Origin of the sequence: Caballeronia sp. DA-9 (genome assembly GCF_051615025.1) — a bacterium.
GTDB lineage: Bacteria > Pseudomonadota > Gammaproteobacteria > Burkholderiales > Burkholderiaceae > Caballeronia > Caballeronia sordidicola.
The window spans coordinates 1,722,682-1,743,313 of sequence record NZ_CP195133.1 but is presented as its reverse complement, the minus strand read 5'-3'; the positions used below and the strand labels follow the sequence as shown (position 1 = coordinate 1,743,313).

Below are 20,632 nucleotides of genomic sequence, written 5' to 3'. Positions count from 1 at the left end.
AACAAAGCATGAAATCCGATAATTCAACAATATATTATTAACGTCAACATTTTGTTGATTTCACCCACGTGCGTGTGCGAACGATAAGTTGCCTGAAGCCGTTTTTTCCCCGATGCTTCAATGGTTCGCCGCGCTTCTGTTCCTGCCGAAATTGCAAAACCGGGTTATTTTCTACAGTCATGCGCCTGGCTCGGCCGGTGGCATTTCGGCCAGCGCCAGCATGGGAAAAGGTGTGCGCGTCTACCTGCAGGTCGGCATCGATCATGCTTGTGGCGAACACCCTCGCCGCTCCGAACCGTTAATATCTCTTTCGAGCGATTTTGCTTTTGCCTTTTGATGCGACCTGACCGTGCCCAATACAGATCCGACCGATTACTGCCTTACGTGCGGTAATGTGCTCTCTTCGCCTCATGCTGCCTGCAGCCGTTGCCACACGATCGCCGCTGGCGACGCAGCAGGTGAACCGTGCATGCCCGAAATGAGCGGGGCTGGCAAAGCCATCATGGATACGGCCAGCAAGCGAACGCTCCGGGAGAGTCTGATGCACTCGCGAACTTCGCCGGATTCGGCGTGCCCGAGTCTCGAAGAAGCAGAACCCTACGAACGCGCTGAAGCGCTCGCCGTCGAAAGAAAACCCGACCGAAAGCTCAGAAACACGGTGATTGGCGTTGCCCTCGTTGCACTGCTGGCCGGCGGGATGTATCTGGCTTTCGGTTCAGCAACAGAGCACGATGGTTCGGAGCCGGGTACCGAGCCGATTGCGCAGAACAGCATTCCGCGGCTGGCGCCCGACGCGCGGATCGATGCGCCTCTCTACGCAAAGAACGCATCGCTCGATATCGCGGGCACCATCAACGCGACCCGGCTCTCAATGGTGCGCGGAGCACTCGGCGACGCCCGCACACGCCTTGCGATGTTGCCGGCCAGCGAAAGCAAGCGAGACGACGTACGTCAGATCACGAACGAATTGATTCAGCGCGAACTCGCGCGGGACGCCGCCATAGGACTTGCACGCGCGTGCGAAAAAGCCGGCGATAACCCATGTGTGCTGCGAGCCGCCGGCGACGCTCTGGCGAGCGACGTGTCGGATTCCGAAGCGCGAGACATGCTGCTGCGTGCCGTGGCGCAGACTGGCGTGCCTGGAGGCCCCGCGATCGTCGCGCCGTCGCCGGGAGTGACTCCCACGGCGATAAGGCGCACCGACACGCGGATTGTTGCGCGCCGACGCCCTGAACGACTCATGTTCCGGCGCGATACTCAGTCGTTTGCCAATCTCAACGACATCTACTCCAAGCCTTAATGCGCTGAGAAAACTGCTGCCTTGAACAGGCTCGTTTAAAACTCGCAAACGTTTGGCAGTGCGTTTCAATCGCCATGCGATATCTAAAGGCTCATTTCATTCGCGTCCCATAGCACACGCGGGTTACAGCCAAATTAGCAGCGTGTTTCGGCGCAAATCTGTTGCTTCTTCGCATCAGCATAATGCGCCATCGTACCGCCCCTAATTAGGCGTTTTGCGCCAGTCTTCAGTTAACTCGAATTCGTCTCGGTTTCGCTTGCTCGAAGCTCGTTCGTGCTTGCAGCTATCGGTCTCGCGGGGATTTCACACCGAATAAGGGGGGAATTTAATGTCCGCCACATCCGTATCCAACACTCGCACAATTGCGCCAAACAGTTACTCCTTCACGAACTAACTACCGAGATGTATGGCCATGCTGCGCAAGCTTTTCTTAACCTAAGACGATAGCCCACGCCGCCCCGATTGAAATGTTTCATGAGGCTTCAAACGCGCGTGCGCTGTCTCGTTTTTGCTCGGCATAATCTAGAAATTGATTCCGTGGCCGGGCCCTTTACTAGTGCGGCCGGACCCGTCCAAACGCAGCATTAGCCGAGGCATGTATGGATTCGACAACGCGCAAACTGATCTACGTGTGTCGAGATGCGTCGATGTCGCTCACGTCTAATTTCGAGGGACGCAACTGGGAGGTCATCGTGCTTCCTCCCCACGCACGCAAGCATGCACCGGGAAATCAGGCGGTGCTGGGCGGACTGCTCGATCTGTCGAACTGCGAATTGCCTCGGGACTTCTCTGCCATTGAAGAACTGCTCGATAAAACCGCCGCAGGCTGGGTCGCAACCGTCGCGCCGGGACAAACCGACGACGAAGCCGTGCGCCGGCTGATCCGCGACTACTGCTTCGACTACATCACCCTGCCCGTTCCGAACCAGCGCATCATCGACGTCGTCGGACACGCGTATGGCATGGCGTCATTGCACGACACGGCTTCGAACGATCCGCTCGGCGAGGATGCCGAAGGCCAGATGATCGGATCGTGCGAACCGATGCGCACGCTGTACCGCTCAATCCGCAAAGTCGCCATGACCGACGCCGCCGTATTCATCTCCGGCGAATCGGGCACCGGCAAGGAGCTGACTGCCGTCGCCATTCACGAGCGCTCGGCGCGGCGCGACCAGCCGTTCGTTGCGATCAATTGCGGTGCCGTTCCGCCGCATCTGCTTCAATCCGAGTTGTTCGGCTACGAGCGCGGCGCGTTCACCGGCGCGAACCAGCGCAAGATCGGGCGTGTCGAGGCGGCTAACGGCGGCACGCTGTTCCTCGATGAAATCGGCGACCTGCCGCTCGAAAGCCAGGCGAGCCTGCTGCGTTTCCTGCAGGAACGCAAGATAGAGCGCCTTGGCGGCCACGCATCCACGGCGGTCGACGTACGCATCATTTCGGCGACTCACGTCGATATGGAACGCGCAATGATGGAAGGCCGTTTTCGCGCTGATTTGTATCATCGGCTGTGCGTGCTGCAAATCGATGAACCGCCGTTGCGTGGGCGGGGTACGGACATCGAGCTACTCGCCAAGCATATGCTCGATCGATACCGAAAAGATGGGACGCGGCGGCTGCGCGGTTTTTCGCCCGATGCGACCGCCGCAATCTATCACTACGGCTGGCCCGGTAATGTGCGCGAGCTGATCAACCGCGTGCGGCGCGCAATCGTGATGTCCGAGGGGCGGCAGATCACCGCCCGCGACCTTGAACTCGCCGATTATGTGGAAGTCGCGCCCGTCTCGCTCGCGCAGGCTCGCCACGCGGCGGAACGCCATGCGATCGAACTCGCCTTGCTTCGGCATCGTGGAAGGCTCAACGATACCGCGCGAGAACTGGAGATATCGCGCGTGACGCTGTACAGGCTATTGACGGCGCATGGGCTCAGGACGCCATCCGTCGATACCGACGATGTCGAACCGGACCTGCTCCCGAACTCACGGTTTTTCAATCTCGCCGAGAGCGGCCGTCGTACCGCATGCTGAAAAACTGCTGAGAAATCACGGGACAACAAAAAACCCACAGAGCCAAAAGCCGTGTGGGTTTCCAGAGCACGTTCATAACGCCGAGTCTGCAAAACGGTGGTGGGTGCTGAGAGGCTCGAACTCCCGACCTACGCCTTGTAAGGGCGCCGCTCTACCAACTGAGCTAAGCACCCCGCCTTGCAAATTCCGCAACAACTTGTGCGTTTCTACTGGATTGGCAACTTGGTTACAACTTACCCAAACCGTTCCGTACCCAGCGAGTCCGCTAGTTTAGCGCATCTTTCAGCGCTTTGCCAGGGCGAAATTTAGGGACTTTTGCAGCCTTGATCTTGATGGCGTCGCCCGTGCGAGGATTGCGGCCCGTGCGCGCCGTGCGCTTGCCAACCGCGAATGTTCCAAACCCAACCAGCGTGACCGAACCGCCTTTTTCCAGCGTCGTCTTCACGCCGCCGATCACGGCCTCCAGCGCTCGTCCCGCCGCTGCTTTTGATATATCCGCCTGCTGCGCGATATGGTCGATCAATTCCGTCTTGTTCATTGTGATCCCCCGATAATGGTTTGTGGTTGGGCAATGCAAGGAGCGAACTGCCTTGAGCACAGGCCTTAAGCCAACTATGCGGCGGTCATTAGAAGTAGCCGAAACACGTGTGTCAACCGGGATTGAGCCTGATTCCACGCACCATTCGCTCGCGTCGGGCGTGCAATAAAAAACCCGCGGGGAACACCCCGCGGGTTTCTGACTTTCTCGACATCCGCGCGACAGTTCAATCCGCGCTTCGGTCAAACTTTCGGCCAAACATCGACGCCGATCAATGCTTCACGAAGTCGCCTGCAGCGGGCGTGTCCTTCTTTTCAGCGACGGCAGGCGTTGCGGGCTTCGCTTCTTCATCCGGCAAAGCAGCGGGAACACGTTCGAGCGCAAGCTCGAGCACCTTGTCGATCCAGCGAACCGGAACGATTTCGATCGCGTTCTTCACGTTATCCGGAATCTCGGCCAGATCCTTCGTGTTTTCTTCCGGGATCAGCACGAGCTTGATGCCACCGCGATGCGCCGCCAGCAACTTCTCCTTCAATCCGCCAATAGGCAACACTTCGCCACGCAGCGTGATTTCACCGGTCATCGCAACATCCGCGCGAACCGGAATACCCGTCAGCACCGACACCAGCGCCGTTGTCATTGCGATACCCGCGGACGGGCCGTCCTTCGGCGTCGCGCCTTCGGGCACGTGAATATGGATGTCCTTCTTCTCGAACGCTTCGTCCGATACACCCAGACGACGCGACCGTGAACGCACCACCGAGCGTGCAGCCTCGACCGATTCCTTCATCACGTCGCCAAGCGAACCTGTACGGATGATGTTGCCCTTACCCGGCATCACTGCGGCTTCGATGGTCAGCAAATCGCCGCCCACTTCCGTCCACGCGAGACCCGTCACCTGGCCCACCTGGTTTTCCTTCGCGGCCAGACCGAAGTCGGTCTTGCGCACGCCGAGGAACGTGTCCAGATTGCTGCCGTCGACCTTGACCGCGCCTTCTGCCTTCTTCAGCAGAAGCATCTTCACGACCTTGCGGCAGATCTTCGACATTTCGCGTTCGAGCGACCGAACGCCGGCTTCACGCGTGTAGTAACGAATGATGTCGCGGATCGCTTCTTCCGTCAGATCCATCTCGCCCTGCTTCAGGCCGTTATTGCGCGTTTGCTTCGGCAACAGGTACTTCTGCGCAATGTTGACTTTCTCGTCTTCGGTGTAACCCGAGAGGCGAATCACTTCCATCCGGTCGAGCAACGGCGGCGGAATGTTCAGCGAGTTCGAGGTCGCCACGAACATCACGTCCGACAAGTCGAAGTCCACTTCAATGTAGTGATCGGCGAACGTATGGTTCTGTTCCGGATCGAGCACTTCAAGCAAAGCGGAAGCCGGGTCGCCGCGGAAATCCATGCCCATCTTGTCGACTTCATCGAGCAGGAAAAGCGGATTGCGCACGCCGACTTTCGCGAGGCTCTGCAGGATCTTGCCGGGCATCGACCCAATATACGTGCGACGGTGACCGCGAATCTCGGACTCGTCGTGTACGCCGCCAAGCGCCATGCGCACGAACTTGCGATTCGTTGCACGAGCGATCGACTGGCCCAGCGAGGTCTTGCCGACGCCCGGAGGCCCGACGAGACACAGGATAGGCGCCTTGACCTTCTCTACACGTTGCTGGACCGCAAGATACTCGAGGATCCGTTCCTTGACCTTCTCCAGGCCAAAGTGATCTTCGTCGAGTACGCGTTCCGCATTCGAGAGGTCGTTGTTGACCTTGCTCTTCTTGCGCCACGGCAGGCCAATCAGCGTGTCGATGTAGTTGCGCACCACAGTCGCTTCGGCCGACATCGGCGACATCAGCTTGAGCTTCTTCAGCTCCGCATCCGCCTTCTTCTTGGCTTCTTTCGGCATGCGCGCGTTGGTGATGCGCTTCTCGAGTTCCTCGAGATCCGCACCTTCCTCGCCTTCGCCCAATTCCTTCTGGATCGCCTTGACCTGTTCGTTCAGGTAGTACTCGCGCTGGCTCTTCTCCATCTGACGCTTCACGCGTCCACGGATACGCTTTTCGACCTGCAGGATATCGATCTCGGCTTCGAGCTGCGCAAGCAGATGTTCAAGGCGCTCGACCACCGGAAGCATTTCGAGAATGTGCTGCTTCTGGTCGAGCTTCAACGGCAAGTGCGCCGCGATGGTATCGGCCAGACGACCCGCTTCGTCGATACCCGACAGCGACGTCAGGATCTCGGGAGGAATCTTCTTGTTGAGCTTCACGTACTGATCGAACTGCGACACGATCGCGCGGCGCAGTGCTTCGGTTTCGGCGCTGTCGGCGTGGTCGGGTTCGAGCGGCATCACGTCGCAGGAAAACTGCGTTTCCTGTTCTTCGATCGTGAGCGTTCTGGCGCGCTGCAAGCCTTCCACAAGCACCTTAACGGTACCGTCTGGAAGCTTCAGCATTTGCAGGATGTTTGCAACGCATCCCACTTCGTACATGTCTTTTTCGGTCGGCTCGTCTTTCGCGGCGGTTTTCTGGGCAACAAGCATGATGTGCTTGCCACCTTCCATCGCAGCTTCGAGGGCCTTGATCGATTTGGGTCGTCCGACAAAAAGCGGAATGACCATATGCGGGAAAACGACTACGTCGCGCAGCGGGAGCAGCGGGAGAGTAATGCGTTCCTGCGGGAGGAGTTGGGTTCCTGACATTTTCATTTCCCCAGTAGTGGAATCAGTTCAGTCGTAAATAAGGCCGTCAAAATGGATTGCAAGCCTTAAGCGTGTGGGAAAAGATCAGTGAATCGAAAAAATTCGCCTCAGTAACGTGTCAGTAACATCCACAAGATATCCGAAAAAAATAAACGAAAAGCCGTTCACGTTGCCATGAACGGCTTTTCGCCGACACACAGCCCTACTTCAGTTAGAACCTGCTACCTTCGGTGTATCTTCGTAAATCAACAGCGGCTTGCCGTCGCCGTCAATGGTGTTGTCGTCCACGATAACTTTGCTGACGCCCTTCATGGTCGGCAACTCGTACATCACATCCAGCAACGCCTGTTCCAGAATGGAGCGCAAGCCACGCGCACCCGTCTTGCGCCGGATCGCCTTCTGGGCAATCGCCTGCAACGCGGCCGGACGAATCTCAAGATCCACCCGTTCCATGTTGAACAGCTTGTGATACTGCTTCACCAGCGCATTCTTCGGCTCGATCAGAATCTTGATCAGCGCTTCTTCATCCAGCTTGCCAAGCGTGGCGACCACTGGCAAACGGCCAATCAGTTCGGGAATCAAACCGAACTTGATCAGATCTTCCGGTTCCACTTCGCGCAGCACTTCACCTGCGTCACGGTCGACCTTGCTCTTGACGCTCGCGCCAAAGCCAATCCCGGTCTTTTCCGTCCGGTCGATGATGACCTTTTCCAGGCCGTCAAACGCGCCGCCGCAGATGAACAGGATATTGGTGGTGTCGACCTGGATGAAATCCTGGTTCGGGTGCTTGCGCCCGCCTTGCGGCGGCACTGAAGCCATCGTGCCTTCGACCAGCTTCAACAGCGCCTGCTGGACGCCCTCGCCCGACACGTCGCGCGTGATGGACGGGTTATCCGACTTGCGGCTGATCTTGTCGATTTCGTCGATATAGACAATGCCGCGTTGGGCCTTGTCGACTTCGTAGTTACAGTTTTGCAGCAGCTTCTGAATAATGTTCTCGACGTCTTCACCAACATAACCCGCTTCGGTGAGCGTGGTTGCGTCTGCAATGACGAACGGAACGTTCAGCATGCGTGCGAGCGTTTGCGCGAGCAAGGTCTTGCCCGAACCCGTGGGTCCGATGAGCAGGATGTTGCTCTTCGACAACTCGATATCGTCCTTCTTCTCGAGATGCTTGAGGCGCTTGTAGTGGTTATAAACCGCCACGGCAAGAATGCGCTTCGCGCGGTCCTGACCAATCACATACTGGTTCAGGATCTCGCTGATTTCCTGCGGACTCGGCAAATCCGATTTCGTCAGGCCGGCCTCTTCCGCCGCGCCCGCTGCCTCGTCGCGAATGATTTCGTTGCACAAGTCGATGCATTCATCGCAGATGAATACGGAAGGACCGGCAATCAGCTTCTTGACCTCGTGCTGGCTTTTACCGCAGAACGAGCAATACAACAGCTTTTCGCTGCTTGAACCCTTTTTGTCCGCCATGGATGTGTGAGCCTCCGGACACTCGATTACATAATACGCCGCTCAATTCACCTACGCAGAAACGGCATGTGCAGTAGGTGAAAGCGTGTGTGGCGTGTGCTTTAACGCCATTTTCGCGCGTCGGCTCCAGCATGGTGTGCCGGGCTTCCTTGCTGCGTGCCCGCTGGGAACCGAGCCGCTGCACAGCCTTGTTCCACAACGTCTTCTTAATGAAACGCTCGGCCGGACTGGTTATTCCCGGGTCCGGCGCGTAACCACTCAAGGACGCTTGTGAAGAACCTGGTCCACAAGACCATAAGCCTGCGCGTCGTCGCCGGACATGAAATTGTCGCGATCCGTATCGCGGGCGAGACGCTCGACCGGCTGACCGGTATGGTGCGACAGCAGCTGATTCAAACGCTCCTTCAGGTACAGGATTTCCCGCGCCTGAATCTCGATATCCGATGCCTGCCCGCGCGCGCCGCCAAGCGGCTGGTGAATCATCACGCGTGCGTTGGGCAGCGCCACGCGCTTGCCCTTGGCGCCGGCGGCCAGCAGGAACGCACCCATGCTTGCTGCAAGACCCATGCACAGCGTGGCGACGTCCGGTTTCACAAATTGCATGGTGTCGTAGATCGCCATGCCGGCGGAAACCGAGCCGCCCGGGCTGTTGATGTAAAGGCTGATGTCCTTGTCCGGGTTCTCGCTTTCGAGAAACAGCAACTGCGCGACAACGAGGTTTGCCGTCTGGTCGTTCACTTCGCCGACCAGGAACACGACGCGCTCTTTCAGCAAGCGCGAATAGATGTCATAAGCACGTTCACCGCGGCCACTCGTTTCAACAACCATCGGCACCAGACCCAGCGCCTTGGTTTCGAAATCATGCGGCGCGTTCGATGCAAGCGAGTCCAGCAATTGAGCGCGATAGGTCATGCAATTTCCTTGTTCGGAATAGGGATACTGAGCAACAAGCAACATCCTTAGATAGGGCCAAACACGGTAACTTGCAATGACTTGCAAAACCGGCGCCGAAAACGTCAATCCTGCATAAACGCAAAAAAGGCGTGCCGGCCCGTCACCCCGACGGCCCTGCACGCCTTCCCGACGCTGCTTACGCTTGCGCCGTCGCGCTGGCCAATTCTTCGAAGCTTACTTCCTTGTCGCTCACTCGTGCCCGGCCGAGCACAAATTCGACGACGTTGCTTTCCACGACGTACGCTTCCATCTCGGCAAGGCGCTGCTGGTTCGAATAATACCAGCGGACGACTTCCTTCGGGTCCTCGTAGCTTTTCGCGAATTCATCAACTTCAGCGCGGATCTGTTCCGGCTTTGCCTGCAGGTCGTGAGCCTTGACCAGTTCGGCCAGAACCAGGCCCAGCTTGACTCGGCGTTCAGCTTGTTCCGCGAACATTTCAGCGGGGATAGGCGCGTCGGCCGCGTTGGGCACGCCGCGTTGTTGCAGATCCTGGCGCGCCATTTCCACCAGACGTTCCTGATCCTGCTCGACCAGCGCCTTCGGCACGTCGAGATCCGAAATCTTCAGGAGCGCGTCCATGACCTGGTTCTTCACGATTTGCTGCGTGCGGCGCTTGGCTTCGCGCTCCAGGTTGTCCTTGATCTCGCCGCGCATCTTGGCAATGTCACCGTCTTCCACACCCAGCGACTTGGCGAAGTCGGCGTCGATTTCCGGCAGATGCGGCCATTCGATCTTCTTCATGGTGATCGTGAACTGGGCCGTCTTGCCGGCCACGTCCTTGCCGTGGTAATCGTCCGGGAACTTGAGATCGAATTCCTTCGACTCACCGACCTTCAGGCCGAGCGCCGCGGTTTCGAATTCCGGCAACATGCGGCCTTCGCCCAAAACGAACGTGAAGTCTTCAGCGCTGCCGCCTTCGAACAGCGCGCCGTCAAGCTTGCCCACGAAGTCCATGGTCACGCGGTCGCCGTCCTTGGCCGCCGTATCCGCGCCGCCGTCGCCATGCTCGCCGCCTTCGCCGCGCGCGTGAAAATGCACGCGCTGCTTGCGCAGGATTTCCAGCGTACGGTCGATCTCGGCTTCCGAGATGTTCGTCACCGTGCGTTCGATCTCGGCCGTTGCAACGTCGCCGATCTTCACTTCCGGATACACCTCGAAGGTCGCGTCGAAGGCGTAGTCTTCGGCGACTTCGCCCTCGGCCACCTTCGGCGCGAAACTCGGCTGGCCTGCCACGCGCAGGTTTTCCGTGCGCGTGACGTCGAAGAATTCCTTGCCGACCTTGTCGCTCAGCACTTCGGCTTCGACCTGGCCCTGGTACTGCTGCGTGACCATCTTGAGCGGCACCTTGCCCGGGCGGAAGCCCGGCATGCGCACGTTCTTCGCCAGCTGACGGATACGCGAATCCACTTCCTTTTGCACCGTATCTTTCGGCAGGGAAATCGTCACACGGCGTTCGAGCTTGCCGAGGTTTTCAACAACGTTAGCCATGGCTTCTATCGTCCTAGAGTAAATCGAGTATTCGGGTTCGTGTATCGGGTCAATTCTTGTTCGATCTCGCGCCGCATGAGGCGCACAGCGTCTCGCGGTTCCTGCGCAGTTCCTTGACAGCCAGCGGCTCGCCGAGGCATTCAGCAAGCCGGACAGGACACCCTCCGCGCCGGTTTTGAGTCAACAGAGCCAAACATTTTACCAAACTATTTGCAAGCGCCACGCCGGTTGAGGGCAGAGCCGTGCAAATACCGGCAAATCAGGCGCGTTTTAGCGATTTTCGAGCGGGTTTTCCGACTCCGTGCGGACATGGCGGGCTGCGGCCGCCCTGAGCTTCCATGCATGTCCGTTATATCCGGCGCGCATCGAAAGCATGCGCGGGATGCATAAGGTTTGATTAATTCGGGCCGGGCCGATAGATTTCAAGCAAATTCCATAACACGAGACGCCATGCCCCTCTCCCATTCCTCCATTGCCCCGGTTGTTGTGATCGCGCCCGACTCGTTCAAGGGATCGCTCGACGCGGAACAGGTCGCCCAAGCCATTGCCAGCGGTATCCGGCGTGCCCAGGCCGATGCCGTCATCCGCATCGTGCCCATGGCCGACGGCGGCGAAGGCACGCTCGACGCCATGCTGGCGGCCGGCGGCGAGCGCCGTCTGATCAATGTCCGCGGTGCGTCGCCCAAACGGCGCGACGCCGCGACCGGTCTGCTCGACGATGGCAGCGCGATCCTGGAAACGGCGGAAGTCGTGGGCATCACGGACCCGGACGGCATGGCGGTGCCGGTCACCGAGCGCAGCACGCTCGGGATGGGCGAGGCGATCAGCACGCTGCTGGATCTCGGCGTGCGCAAATTCTATGTGGCGCTCGGCGGCAGCAGCACGAACGATGGCGGCGCGGGCTTGCTGGCGGGTCTCGGCCTCAAGCTTTTCGATGCTGACGGCAACGCGCTCGATCCCGTGCCGTCGCAACTAGCGAGGATTGCGCGCATCGATGCAACGGGGCTGGATCCGCGCGTGCGCGAGGCGGAATTCACCGGCATGTCCGACGTGAACAATCCGCTTACCGGCGAACATGGCGCAACCGCGATTTTCGGGCCGCAAAAAGGCGTGACGCCCGAGCAGATTGCGACCATCGATGCCGCCCTCGCCCATTTCGCCGATCTGCTGGAACCCGCGCTCAATGTCAAAGCGCGCGATAAACCCGGCGCGGGCGCGGCCGGCGGTCTCGGCTTTGCGCTGCATATGCTGGGCGCGCGCTTCGAGGCGGGCGCCGAAGTGGTCGCGCGGGAAGTGGGGCTCGATGCAGCGCTGGACGGCGCCCATTGGCTGATCACCGGCGAAGGACGCTCGGATGTGCAGACGCTGCACGGCAAGGCGCCGTTTATTGCGTGCCAGCATGCGAAGGCGCATGGCGTGGCTGCATCGTTGCTGTCGGGCGCGATCGATCCGGCGGCGCTGCCGCGTTTGTCGGAACATTTCAGCGGCTGCTTCTCGCCCGCGCCCGGGCCGATCACGCTGGAGGCCGCCATTCGTGACGCCGCCACGCTGCTAGCAAACGAAGCCGAACAATTGACTCGCTTGAAGTTCGGATCGAACGGAAGCTGATCGGCGCAACGGCTTTATCGCGTGCTGGCGATTCTTCCGGGATTGAACAGCACGCGATCCGATAACCACACAGCGAGCATTGTCAGGCCCATCATCGGGAAGACTATGCCAAGCGCCGTCAGGCCGATCGCCCACGCGCGCATGGGCGGGTTCACAGACGGCCGCGATGGAGCGCCCACAGTCACGCCCGGGCGGCGCTTGCGCCACATCACAAAACCGCTCACGGTCATGGCGGCGAGACCAAGCGAAATTGCCGAAGCGAGCAACTGATTCGCCAGGCCGAAATAACGTCCCATGTGCAGCGACGTCCCGTACGAAATCCACTGCGCCACCCGGCCATAATCGCGATACGCGATGTCCGAGAGAATCTGCCCGCTGTACCGGTCGATGTGAAGCGTGCGTTCAGCTTGTGGATCGGCGGGAAAATAGGAGACCGTGTAGACGCCTTGCGGCGTGGCCGGCAAAGCGATCTCGTAGCCGTCGTTGACGCCCGCTTGTGCTGCAATCCTCACCACTTGGTCGAGCGAAACCGTGGCCGCGCCCGTAGCGTCAGCGCTATGCGGAACATGCGTGGCGCCCACCGCCCAGGGTGTTTGCGGCAACGGCAGGTCGTCCATCTTCATGCCGGCCATCGAGGGATCAGCCATGTTCATCGCGGGCTCAGGCGTGATGGAATGAACATGCGCCTTGCCCCAGGCGCCCTTCGGATACCCAAGTTGCGCCGATGTCGCGAGCGCCTTGAATTGCTTGCCCCACGTGCTTGACCACGGCAAGCCGCTCAGCACGAAAAACAATGCGCCTACAGCAAGCCATGCGCCGCCGACCGCATGCAATTCCCGCCACCACGCGCGGCCCTTTACAGACGCCAAACGCGGTACGAAACGTCCGCCCTTCTGCCGCGCTTTCGGCCACCATAACGCCACGCCCGTTGCGATCATCACGAGCGTCCAGCAACCGGCCAGTTCCATCACGATTTCACCGGTCTTGCCCAGCAGCAAGCCGCGGTGGATGTTGCGAATCTGCTTCATCAACCGGTTCTCCACGCTCAGCCGTCCAAGCATCGCACCACTGTACGGATCGATATAAACGCTTTCATTTGCACCCGATTTCAACTTGAAGATGAATTCTGCGCTACGGCGCGGATCGTTGTTGATCACGGCGGTCACGGGCGTTGCGTCGCGTGGCTCGGCGGCGCTTGCCTTGGCGAGCAATATCTCCTGATTCAGACGCGGCTCGCCGCGAGCATCCACGATCATTCGATCGCGATACAGCAAAGGCTCGATCTGCGGTTGAAAGCAGTACAGCGTGCCGGTGATCGCGAGCACCAGCAGCAGCGGCATGACGAACAAGCCGGCATAAAAATGCCAGCGCCAGAGAAGACGATGCCGCGCGAGCGCGCGGGCATCGGAGAGAGAAGCGGATTGCATGTGAGGTGTCCTCTTATTAATCAGGCAGCAAGCGCGCGCACGCGTCCTAGATACCGATACGTCCTTCGACATAAACCGTGCGTCCCGCGTACGGATGGAACACGTAATAGCGATGATCGAAGAGGTTATCCACGCCGATTCCAAGCTCGGTGCGCTTGGTTGGCTTGAAAGTGAACTTGGCGTCCACCACGGTGTACGTGCTCGTGCCGCCGTAGGTGTTGGGGTTCGTGTCCGTGTTGGTGAGCGTGTTGTACTCGCGGCCCGAATAACGCGCGGCGACGGTGACGGCGCTCTGGCTGGTCGCGCGCCAGGTTGCGGCCAGGTTCGCGCGCCACAACGGGATCCGGTAAAAGTACTTGCCTACCGACGCCGGATTACCGCTGTTCGCCACGATCTTCGACTGCGTGTACGCAAGACCCGCGGTGATATCGAGGCCATGAACCAGCACGTCCTGCCCTTCGTAGCTTGTCTCAATGCCGCGCGAGCGCACCTTGTCGATGTTCTGGAAATTGGTGATGTTCGGTATCACCGTGGTGTTGGTCTGGCTGAACAAGGTGTTTTTCACGTCGTCCTGAAACAGCGTGAACCTGTACACCCCGTCTCCATGCTGCCACTCGGCGGTCAGTTCCTTGGAGAGATCGTCCTCGGGCTTCAGGTTAGGGTTGTTATTGACAATCGATAACCCCGTGATCTGCCCTTGAAACAACTCGCCGACGGTGGGGAATCTATAAGCGCGTCCTATCGATGCACGCAGCAAGAGGTCTTGCGTGGCATCGAAGGAAAGCGACGCCTTGGGCGACCAGTGGCTCTGGCTCACATCGCTGTAGGCAAGCGACGTCGCGCCGATTGCACGCGAGCCGTCATAAGCGTTCCAGTTCTCGTAGCGCGCGCCGTAGGTGAACTTCCAGCGCGGCAAAAAGCGCCACGCATCCTGCGCATAGACGGCTTGAGTTTGCGTGCGCCCGCCGAATGCATTGGCGAACGAGGCTCCGCCGCCATCGCGCCACGCGGCTGTGTTGTAGGTTTCGTTGTCGAGGAAATAGTCGTCGTAGTGGTAACCGAACGAGAGCCAGTGCGCAGCAAGTCCCGGTGTTGCCGATGCAGGCGTCCACGTTGTGCGCAGGTCGAATGTTTTCCAGCCGGCGCCGTTGCCAAAAGCGATCGTGCCCGGTCCATTGCCTGGAACGCCCGAGTTCGCCGTGCGTGCAATGCTTTGCGTGATGTCGAAATACGACGCGACCGCCTCGGCGTTCCAGCCCGTCGCATTGCGCGTCTTGAGCGACAGCCCGTAGAGGAAGTTTTCGCTCGAACCCTGGCTCGGCGCAAACGTGGCGGCCGGGACGTTGTATTCGTAGCCGCCGATATTCACAAGGCCGCTATAAACGGCGTTGCCCGCGGCGTCGCGAAGAAACGATTGTGTGTCGCTGTTGTATTTCTGATGCCAGTAGCCAAGCGTGAAACCGGCTTGCAAGGTCGGCGTGAAATCGTACGCCAGCTTCAGCTTGAACTGATCTTGGAAGGTCCGCTCTATGCCTTCCGCCGTTACGCCCAGAACCGCGGTTCGCGCATTGTTCTGGTCGTTGTAGAAAATGGCGCCGGGCACAGGACGGTCGGTGGCCTTCGCCGGAACATTCGATGCAGCCAGTGTCGCGAACTGCAACGGCTGACCGGTGTTTTCCAGATGATCGACGCCAATCAGCCAGGACAGATTGCCGTTCTTGTCGCCAATGGTCGCCGACGAGTTGGTCCCGTTGAAGCTGCGGTTCACGCCGAACAGATCGAAATGCTGGCTGAACGCCTGGACGTGTGCGTCCGCCTCGAATTTCTGCGGCATGCGCGTAGTGATCGCGACGGTTGCGCCAATCGAATTGCCGGGATAGAGCGCCGAATACGGACCATAGATCACATCGGTACGTTCTATGTTGTCCGCGAAGACCATCGACCAGCGCGGCGCGAACGTGAACGTGTTGCCGAGGAAATTGCTGAGCAGAAGTCCGTCGGCGTAGACGAGACCGCGCGCCGTTTGCGAATTACTCGTGCCGCGCACGGCGATGGGCGAATTCACATCGCCTATGAAACGCTTGCGCACAGCCAGGTTCGGCACGTATTTCAACACGTCTTCGGCTGTCACCACGTTCCAGTATTGCGACTGATCGGTGGTAACGGTCGCGGTCGTGGACGGCAGATCGGGATCGAGCGGGGAACGGGCGGACGGGCTCGACGTGCTGGTGACAATGACGGGAGCGAGCTGAACCGCGCTGGCGTCGGTATCGCGGCGATCGGGCGGCGTTTCGGAGTTGCCCGGCGCCGTAGCCGTGGCGACAGGCGCGGCCAGCGCGAACGCAGGCGCCATCAGCGAAAGCGGCACGCAGGCATGGGAATGAAAACTGAACGCGCGCGAACGCACGGCGGCACGGCGGCCGGATGGCTGCCGTGCTCGCTTGAGGAGCTTGAGCATCGAAGAAAATCCTGAATGAGTGGACGAGAGCCGGTCCAGCCGGACGAACGCGTTCGAATGAACGCTCAAACGGCGCGCGAGATCACGGCAGACTGGCTCTGACGACGGACTTCAGGAAACGATGGGAGGCGCGCGCGGCGACGCGGCGTTGAACGACTTGACATGTACCGCGCGCACGATCGGCTCGGCGGCGAGGCGCGTGACGCGTTCGACCCGCGCGAGCGCGGCCGGTGGCGCCGAGGCAAGCGGTACGTTGTGCGCGAGCAGTCCACAGTACGAGCAGGCGTCGAAGGTATCGCCTGCCATGTGATGGCCGGCGTGTTCGTCCGGCACCGGCGACGCGCTTTGAGTGTGTCGCGGCGTATCGACCGAGCACAGCGCCGCGATCAGGTTGAACCGCGCTTCGTGCGAGACCAGCGTCTGGCTGATCACCGGCGCGACAATGGCAAGCCACATGGCGGCAATGCCGAGCCATGCAACAAAGCGATTGCGCGAAGTGCGGTTCATGGGCGTGAAAGTTGCCGATACGCAGACAAACAGGAATGAGTTGCGATTGTAGGCAGGTCGTTGTTTGTATGCAATGTAGATTGTTACGCGTGGAACCGCGTCGGGCTTCGGCTGTTCGCATCGAAAGCGCCGCCGTGCAGACATTGGCGATCGATTCGGTTAGAATGCCGGGCTCAGTGGCTTTCATGACGACGTTCATGAGTCGAGTCACCGGAAAAGACACGCGTGAGTGGCGAAATTGGTAGACGCACCAGGTTTAGGTCCTGACGGCAGCAATGTCGTGTCGGTTCGAGTCCGACCTCACGCACCAGATTGAAAACGAAGCCCCGCAGCGAAAGCCGCGGGGCTTCGTCGTTAATGCGCCGGATGCGCGCCGGTATGCGCCCCGGACCTGCGCGCCGAACCCGCTTCAAGTGCGCTGCAGCAGCACTTCATCGATCAAACCGTATTCCTGTGCCTGATGCGCCGACATGAAATTATCGCGGTCGGTGTCGCGTGCGACCTCCTCCTCGGTTTTCCCCGTGCGCTCGGCCATGATTCCGTTCAGACGGCGCCGCAGGTGCAGCACCTCCTCCGCCTGAATGGCAATATCCGCCGCCGTGCCCTGCGAGCCGCCCGATGGCTGGTGAATCATGATGCGCGCGTTCGGCAGTGCATAGCGCTTGCCTTTTGCGCCTGCATTCAGCAGAAACGTGCCCATGCTGGCGGCAAAACCTGTGCATAGCGTGGATACATCCGGGCGAATGAACTGCATGGTGTCGAAAATCGCCATGCCGTCGTAGACCGAGCCGCCCGGCGAGTTGATATACAGCGAAATGTCCTTTTCCGGGTTCTCTGCTTCGAGAAACAGCAACTGCGCGACGACAAGACTCGCCGTCTGGTCGGTCACCGGCCCGACCATGAAAATGATGCGTTCGCGCAGCAGCCGCGAATAAACGTCGTAGGCGCGCTCGCCGCGCCCGGATTGCTCAATGACGGTCGGTACGAGACCAAGGTTCAACGGGTTCATGTCTATCGGTTCCTGGGTGTTTCCGGTTTTGGGAATTCCATCCGGTATGACGCACGCGACGGTCTGTGCGTGACACCAGCGCAATACCGTCGCCCGCGATATATTTTTTCCGCCGGCTGTCACGTTTGCCGCGTAACGGACGTCAAAGACCGTCATACGTCATAAATGCAACAAGGAGAAAAGGCATGAACGTGGATATCGAATCACATCGCGATCGGGCGCAGCTCGCCATTTTCGAGGCCGCGCGCCCGCGGCTTTTCTCGCTCGCGTACCGGATTCTTGGCGTGCGCGCGGACGCCGAGGACGTCGTCCAGGACACGTTTGTGAAATGGCATCTGCATCAGCGGGCGAGCGCTGCGGATACGCTCGATACGCCGGCGGCGTGGCTCACGACGGTCGCAAAACGCATGGCTATCGACCGGTTGCGGCGTAAGGCGCGGGACTCGCGGCTCGTGGACGAGATCGATTTCCTGCTCGTGGATGACGTGCCGTCCGCGCAGGCTTTGGCCGAGCGTACGTCCGATTTATCGTACGGAATGCGCCGCGTGTTCGAGCGTCTTTCGGCGGAAGAACGCGCCGCGTTTTTGCTGCGCGAAGCGTTCGACGAGGACTATGCGAGCATCGCCAGCATCCTGAACCGGAGCGCGGCGCATTGCCGGCAGATCGTGCATCGGGCAAAAGACCGCGTGCGCGACAACCGGCGCGATCGTCCGGATAACACGTCTGAAGTGCGTGACACCGTCGAACCCGCCGTCGAACCGCTACTCGATGCCATCGCGCGTCAGGACGTGCATGCGCTCGTTGCATTGACGCTCACTGTCGCGCCGGCAACATCGGCGAGTGCGCACGCGGCAATGGTGACGCGCGACCTGATCGCGCGACTGAGGATCGGACGCATCGATCTGCACGCCAACGCCCACACGCCGCCGCTCATTACCGCTCCCGTCCTCGCATAAGGCAAATTTGCCCGCTATGCGCCGGTTCACGGCGCGGCTTGCGCTATGTGAGTCGCATTGCGGACAAAAACTCCGCGCACCGGGTCGCAAACGAATTCTTTCGCCGGAACTGTCTCGTGTATCCTGAATTCAGGCGGCTGGATCGTCCGGCCGCCGCAATAAAAGGGTTCACATGGATTTCAGTAAACAGGTTCCGAAAGCGGCAGTGTGCTCGCACGGCGCCCACCGGCTCCCCGGCCTGCATTTGGGACGAGTCATCAGGTGAAAGAGCCGCAACGCTTTACGGTCCGGCATACGAGTATTTATCGATACTCGGAGCCGGTCGATTTCGGCGAGCATCGAATGATGTTCCGACCAAGGTCCAGCCACGATCTGCGGCTGGTTACCACGCAGTTGAAGATCACGCCCGAGCCGGCGCGGCTGCGCTGGCTGCACGACGTCTTCGATAACTCGGTGGCCGTCGCCACATTCGACACGCAGGCGACCGAACTGACTTTCGAAAGCGAGGTCACGCTGGAGCATTTCGAGTCGCCGCAACCGGACTACGCGCTGGAGCGCTATGCGCTCACGTTTCCCTTCGCGTACACGAACGAGGAAGCATCGGATCTGGTTAATGCGCGCAATCGCCCGGAACCGGACAGCGACGTCGACGCGTGGGCACGGCGGTTTGTCGCGCCGGGTGAAAGTATCGGCACGATGGCGCTCCTGCGGGCAATGACGCAGGAGATCAACGACGATTTCAAGTACGTGCGGCGCACGGAAAAAGGCGTGAATCGCCCCGCCGACACCTTGCGTTTGCGCAGCGGCAGTTGCCGCGATTTTGCGGTGCTGATGATGGACGCGGTGCGATCGCTCGGGCTTGCGGCGCGCTTTGTCAGCGGCTACATCTTCGTGCCGGAACGCGACGCCACGCGCGGCGGCGGCGCGACGCACGCGTGGCTGCAGATCTATCTGCCGGGCGCGGGCTGGGTGGATTTCGATCCTACCAACAGCATTGTTGGCAATCGTCATCTGATCCGCGTCGCGGTCGCCTGGGATCACCATCAGGCCCTGCCACTGTGGGGAACCTGGAATGGCGAGCCAGGATCGTTTCGAAGCCTCGATGTCGAGGTCAGCGTGACCGAGAACCAGTGACGTCTTCTTTCATAGTTCATAGCAAAAGGCACCTCCCATGAAACTCCGCGTTGGCTACGAACTGGTCTATGAGTGTCCGCAACCGACACCCATGCTGCTCATGTTGAACACGCATTTCACGTTCGCGCCGCAGGTGTTGCTGGCCGACGTGCTGACAGTCGATCCGCCGGTGCCGATCTCGCAGTATCGCGATGGATTCGGCAACCTGTGCAGCCGGCTCGTCGCGCCGGCGGGACGCATATCGCTGTCGACGTCCGCGCTGCTGGAGGTATCGGGCGAATTCGAGCAGCCCGGGCCGAACGGCGAACAGCACCCGGTGGAAGATCTGCCAAACGAGTGCCTCGTGTTCATGCTGGGCAGCCGTTATTGCGAGACCGACCTGCTCTCCGACTTCGCGTGGAAACAGTTCGGCAATACGCCGCCGGGACGGGCGCGCGTGCAGGCGATCTGCGATTTCGTGCACAACCACATTGTCTTCAACTACGCGCACGCACGGCCCACGAAAACCGCCTTCGAAGCCTATCAGGAGCGTCAGGGCGTCTGCCGCGACTTTGCGCACCTGGCCGTGACGCTGTGCCGGGCCATGAACATTCCGGCGCGATACTGCACGGGTTATATCAGCGACGTCGGCCTTCCTCCGCCTTACGCCGCGATGGATTTCGCGGCGTGGTTCGAGGCATATATCGGCGCAAGCTGGCAGACTTTCGATCCACGCAACAACGCGCCGCGGATCGGACGCGTGTTGATGGCGCGTGGCCGCGATGCGGCGGATGTAGCGATCAGCAATACTTTCGGGCCTACGGCCCTGCTTAAATTCGATGTCATTTGCGAGCCGGAGGAAGCACGTGTTTGATTCGGAATGCCAAGTAGCCCGCGCTGAGACGCCGCGGTTTCTGCGCAGGTACTTGCGCCTTGCAGCACATTCCCATCCGGGTGATAATTCGCCCGGAAACTCGCGCGGGACCAGAACACGCGCAGGCACAACAGACTAACCGTCCTCCCCTACTCGTCCTCACGCCAGAACGGCCAGAGCCATTGAGTTTCAATGGCTTTT

At 59.9% G+C, this 20,632-nt stretch carries 16 protein-coding genes and 2 tRNA genes; 8 read left to right on the top strand and 10 right to left on the bottom strand.

What is annotated here, in order from left to right; translation table 11 throughout:
• The first annotated feature begins 88 nt into the window (after window positions 1-88).
• The 3 genes from ACRWA7_RS24285 (at window position 89) to ACRWA7_RS24275 (ending at window position 3,324) form a co-directional block, all read left to right on the top strand.
• Window positions 89-337 carry a hypothetical protein gene (locus ACRWA7_RS24285; protein WP_438396589.1) on the top strand — a complete coding sequence of 83 codons (249 nt, stop codon included), beginning with the start codon at window positions 89-91 and terminating at the stop codon, window positions 335-337.
• Window positions 338-541: 204 nt separating this feature from the next.
• Window positions 542-1,300: a hypothetical protein gene (locus tag ACRWA7_RS24280; protein ID WP_438396587.1), complete on the top strand. Its 759-nt coding sequence runs from the start codon at window positions 542-544 to the stop codon at window positions 1,298-1,300.
• A 599-nt stretch (window positions 1,301-1,899) separates the two neighbouring features.
• On the top strand, window positions 1,900-3,324 hold the full coding sequence (locus ACRWA7_RS24275; protein ID WP_438396586.1) for a sigma 54-interacting transcriptional regulator: 1,425 nt from the start codon (window positions 1,900-1,902) through the stop codon (window positions 3,322-3,324).
• 97 nt (window positions 3,325-3,421) lie between these two features.
• Here ACRWA7_RS24275 and ACRWA7_RS24270 read toward each other — a convergent pair.
• From ACRWA7_RS24270 to tig, 6 genes are all read right to left on the bottom strand, one after another.
• Window positions 3,422-3,497: transfer RNA gene (locus tag ACRWA7_RS24270), tRNA-Val, on the bottom strand.
• Window positions 3,498-3,589: 92 nt separating this feature from the next.
• A complete protein-coding gene (locus ACRWA7_RS24265) occupies window positions 3,590-3,862 on the bottom strand; it encodes an HU family DNA-binding protein (protein WP_060857196.1) in 273 nt (90 codons plus the stop codon).
• Window positions 3,863-4,133: 271 nt separating this feature from the next.
• Window positions 4,134-6,557, bottom strand: a complete 2,424-nt coding sequence (gene lon / locus ACRWA7_RS24260; protein WP_060857256.1) for an endopeptidase La — start codon at window positions 6,555-6,557, stop codon at window positions 4,134-4,136.
• A 207-nt stretch (window positions 6,558-6,764) separates the two neighbouring features.
• Window positions 6,765-8,036 (bottom strand): ATP-dependent Clp protease ATP-binding subunit ClpX, encoded by a 1,272-nt coding sequence (clpX, locus tag ACRWA7_RS24255; protein WP_060857195.1) that lies wholly within the window; start codon window positions 8,034-8,036, stop codon window positions 6,765-6,767.
• A gap of 258 nt (window positions 8,037-8,294) precedes the next feature.
• Window positions 8,295-8,948: an ATP-dependent Clp endopeptidase proteolytic subunit ClpP gene (gene clpP, locus ACRWA7_RS24250; RefSeq protein ID WP_056353750.1), complete on the bottom strand. Its 654-nt coding sequence runs from the start codon at window positions 8,946-8,948 to the stop codon at window positions 8,295-8,297.
• A gap of 178 nt (window positions 8,949-9,126) precedes the next feature.
• Window positions 9,127-10,479, bottom strand: coding sequence for a trigger factor (gene tig / locus ACRWA7_RS24245; protein WP_060857194.1), 1,353 nt, complete (start codon window positions 10,477-10,479; stop codon window positions 9,127-9,129).
• A gap of 450 nt (window positions 10,480-10,929) precedes the next feature.
• Here tig and ACRWA7_RS24240 point away from each other — a divergent pair, with 450 nt between their 5' ends.
• Window positions 10,930-12,087, top strand: a complete 1,158-nt coding sequence (locus ACRWA7_RS24240; RefSeq protein ID WP_438396583.1) for a glycerate kinase — start codon at window positions 10,930-10,932, stop codon at window positions 12,085-12,087.
• Between the two features lie 14 nt (window positions 12,088-12,101).
• Here ACRWA7_RS24240 and ACRWA7_RS24235 read toward each other — a convergent pair whose 3' ends face one another.
• From ACRWA7_RS24235 to ACRWA7_RS24225, 3 genes are all read right to left on the bottom strand, one after another.
• Window positions 12,102-13,514 (bottom strand): PepSY-associated TM helix domain-containing protein, encoded by a 1,413-nt coding sequence (locus ACRWA7_RS24235; protein ID WP_438396582.1) that lies wholly within the window; start codon window positions 13,512-13,514, stop codon window positions 12,102-12,104.
• A gap of 46 nt (window positions 13,515-13,560) precedes the next feature.
• Window positions 13,561-15,972, bottom strand: a complete 2,412-nt coding sequence (locus ACRWA7_RS24230; RefSeq protein WP_438396581.1) for a TonB-dependent receptor — start codon at window positions 15,970-15,972, stop codon at window positions 13,561-13,563.
• Window positions 15,973-16,083: 111 nt separating this feature from the next.
• The gene (locus tag ACRWA7_RS24225; RefSeq protein WP_060857190.1) at window positions 16,084-16,479 is read right to left on the bottom strand and encodes a DUF2946 domain-containing protein; all 396 of its coding nucleotides are present in this window, start codon (window positions 16,477-16,479) and stop codon (window positions 16,084-16,086) included.
• A gap of 223 nt (window positions 16,480-16,702) precedes the next feature.
• Here ACRWA7_RS24225 and ACRWA7_RS24220 point away from each other — a divergent pair.
• A tRNA-Leu gene (locus ACRWA7_RS24220) sits at window positions 16,703-16,789 on the top strand.
• A 99-nt stretch (window positions 16,790-16,888) separates the two neighbouring features.
• Here the strand turns inward: ACRWA7_RS24220 and clpP (ACRWA7_RS24215) are convergent.
• Window positions 16,889-17,488 (bottom strand): ATP-dependent Clp endopeptidase proteolytic subunit ClpP, encoded by a 600-nt coding sequence (gene clpP / locus ACRWA7_RS24215; RefSeq protein ID WP_438396580.1) that lies wholly within the window; start codon window positions 17,486-17,488, stop codon window positions 16,889-16,891.
• Between the two features lie 185 nt (window positions 17,489-17,673).
• Here clpP (ACRWA7_RS24215) and ACRWA7_RS24210 point away from each other — a divergent pair, with 185 nt between their 5' ends.
• The 3 genes from ACRWA7_RS24210 (at window position 17,674) to ACRWA7_RS24200 (ending at window position 20,431) form a co-directional block, all read left to right on the top strand.
• On the top strand, window positions 17,674-18,444 hold the full coding sequence (locus ACRWA7_RS24210) for a sigma-70 family RNA polymerase sigma factor (RefSeq protein ID WP_438396578.1): 771 nt from the start codon (window positions 17,674-17,676) through the stop codon (window positions 18,442-18,444).
• 261 nt (window positions 18,445-18,705) lie between these two features.
• Entirely contained in the window at window positions 18,706-19,578 is an 873-nt protein-coding gene (locus ACRWA7_RS24205) for a transglutaminase family protein (protein WP_060857188.1), read from the top strand.
• A 37-nt stretch (window positions 19,579-19,615) separates the two neighbouring features.
• Window positions 19,616-20,431, top strand: coding sequence for a transglutaminase-like domain-containing protein (locus ACRWA7_RS24200; protein WP_060857187.1), 816 nt, complete (start codon window positions 19,616-19,618; stop codon window positions 20,429-20,431).
• Window positions 20,432-20,632 lie beyond the last annotated feature (201 nt).

Bases quoted from the DNA above. Each gene is read 5' to 3' on its own strand.
- ACRWA7_RS24210 (WP_438396578.1), top strand. From the start codon at position 17,674: ATGAACGTGGATATCGAATCACATCGCGATCGGGCGCAGCTCGCCATT.
- ACRWA7_RS24265 (WP_060857196.1), bottom strand. From the start codon at position 3,862: ATGAACAAGACGGAATTGATCGACCATATCGCGCAGCAGGCGGATATA.
- ACRWA7_RS24230 (WP_438396581.1), bottom strand. From the start codon at position 15,972: ATGCTCAAGCTCCTCAAGCGAGCACGGCAGCCATCCGGCCGCCGTGCC.
- ACRWA7_RS24225 (WP_060857190.1), bottom strand. From the start codon at position 16,479: ATGAACCGCACTTCGCGCAATCGCTTTGTTGCATGGCTCGGCATTGCC.
- tig (WP_060857194.1), bottom strand. From the start codon at position 10,479: ATGGCTAACGTTGTTGAAAACCTCGGCAAGCTCGAACGCCGTGTGACG.
- ACRWA7_RS24275 (WP_438396586.1), top strand. From the start codon at position 1,900: ATGGATTCGACAACGCGCAAACTGATCTACGTGTGTCGAGATGCGTCG.
- ACRWA7_RS24235 (WP_438396582.1), bottom strand. From the start codon at position 13,514: ATGCAATCCGCTTCTCTCTCCGATGCCCGCGCGCTCGCGCGGCATCGT.
- clpX (WP_060857195.1), bottom strand. From the start codon at position 8,036: ATGGCGGACAAAAAGGGTTCAAGCAGCGAAAAGCTGTTGTATTGCTCG.
- ACRWA7_RS24200 (WP_060857187.1), top strand. From the start codon at position 19,616: ATGAAACTCCGCGTTGGCTACGAACTGGTCTATGAGTGTCCGCAACCG.
- clpP (WP_056353750.1), bottom strand. From the start codon at position 8,948: ATGACCTATCGCGCTCAATTGCTGGACTCGCTTGCATCGAACGCGCCG.
- ACRWA7_RS24240 (WP_438396583.1), top strand. From the start codon at position 10,930: ATGCCCCTCTCCCATTCCTCCATTGCCCCGGTTGTTGTGATCGCGCCC.
- ACRWA7_RS24280 (WP_438396587.1), top strand. From the start codon at position 542: ATGCACTCGCGAACTTCGCCGGATTCGGCGTGCCCGAGTCTCGAAGAA.
- clpP (WP_438396580.1), bottom strand. From the start codon at position 17,488: ATGAACCCGTTGAACCTTGGTCTCGTACCGACCGTCATTGAGCAATCC.
- lon (WP_060857256.1), bottom strand. From the start codon at position 6,557: ATGTCAGGAACCCAACTCCTCCCGCAGGAACGCATTACTCTCCCGCTG.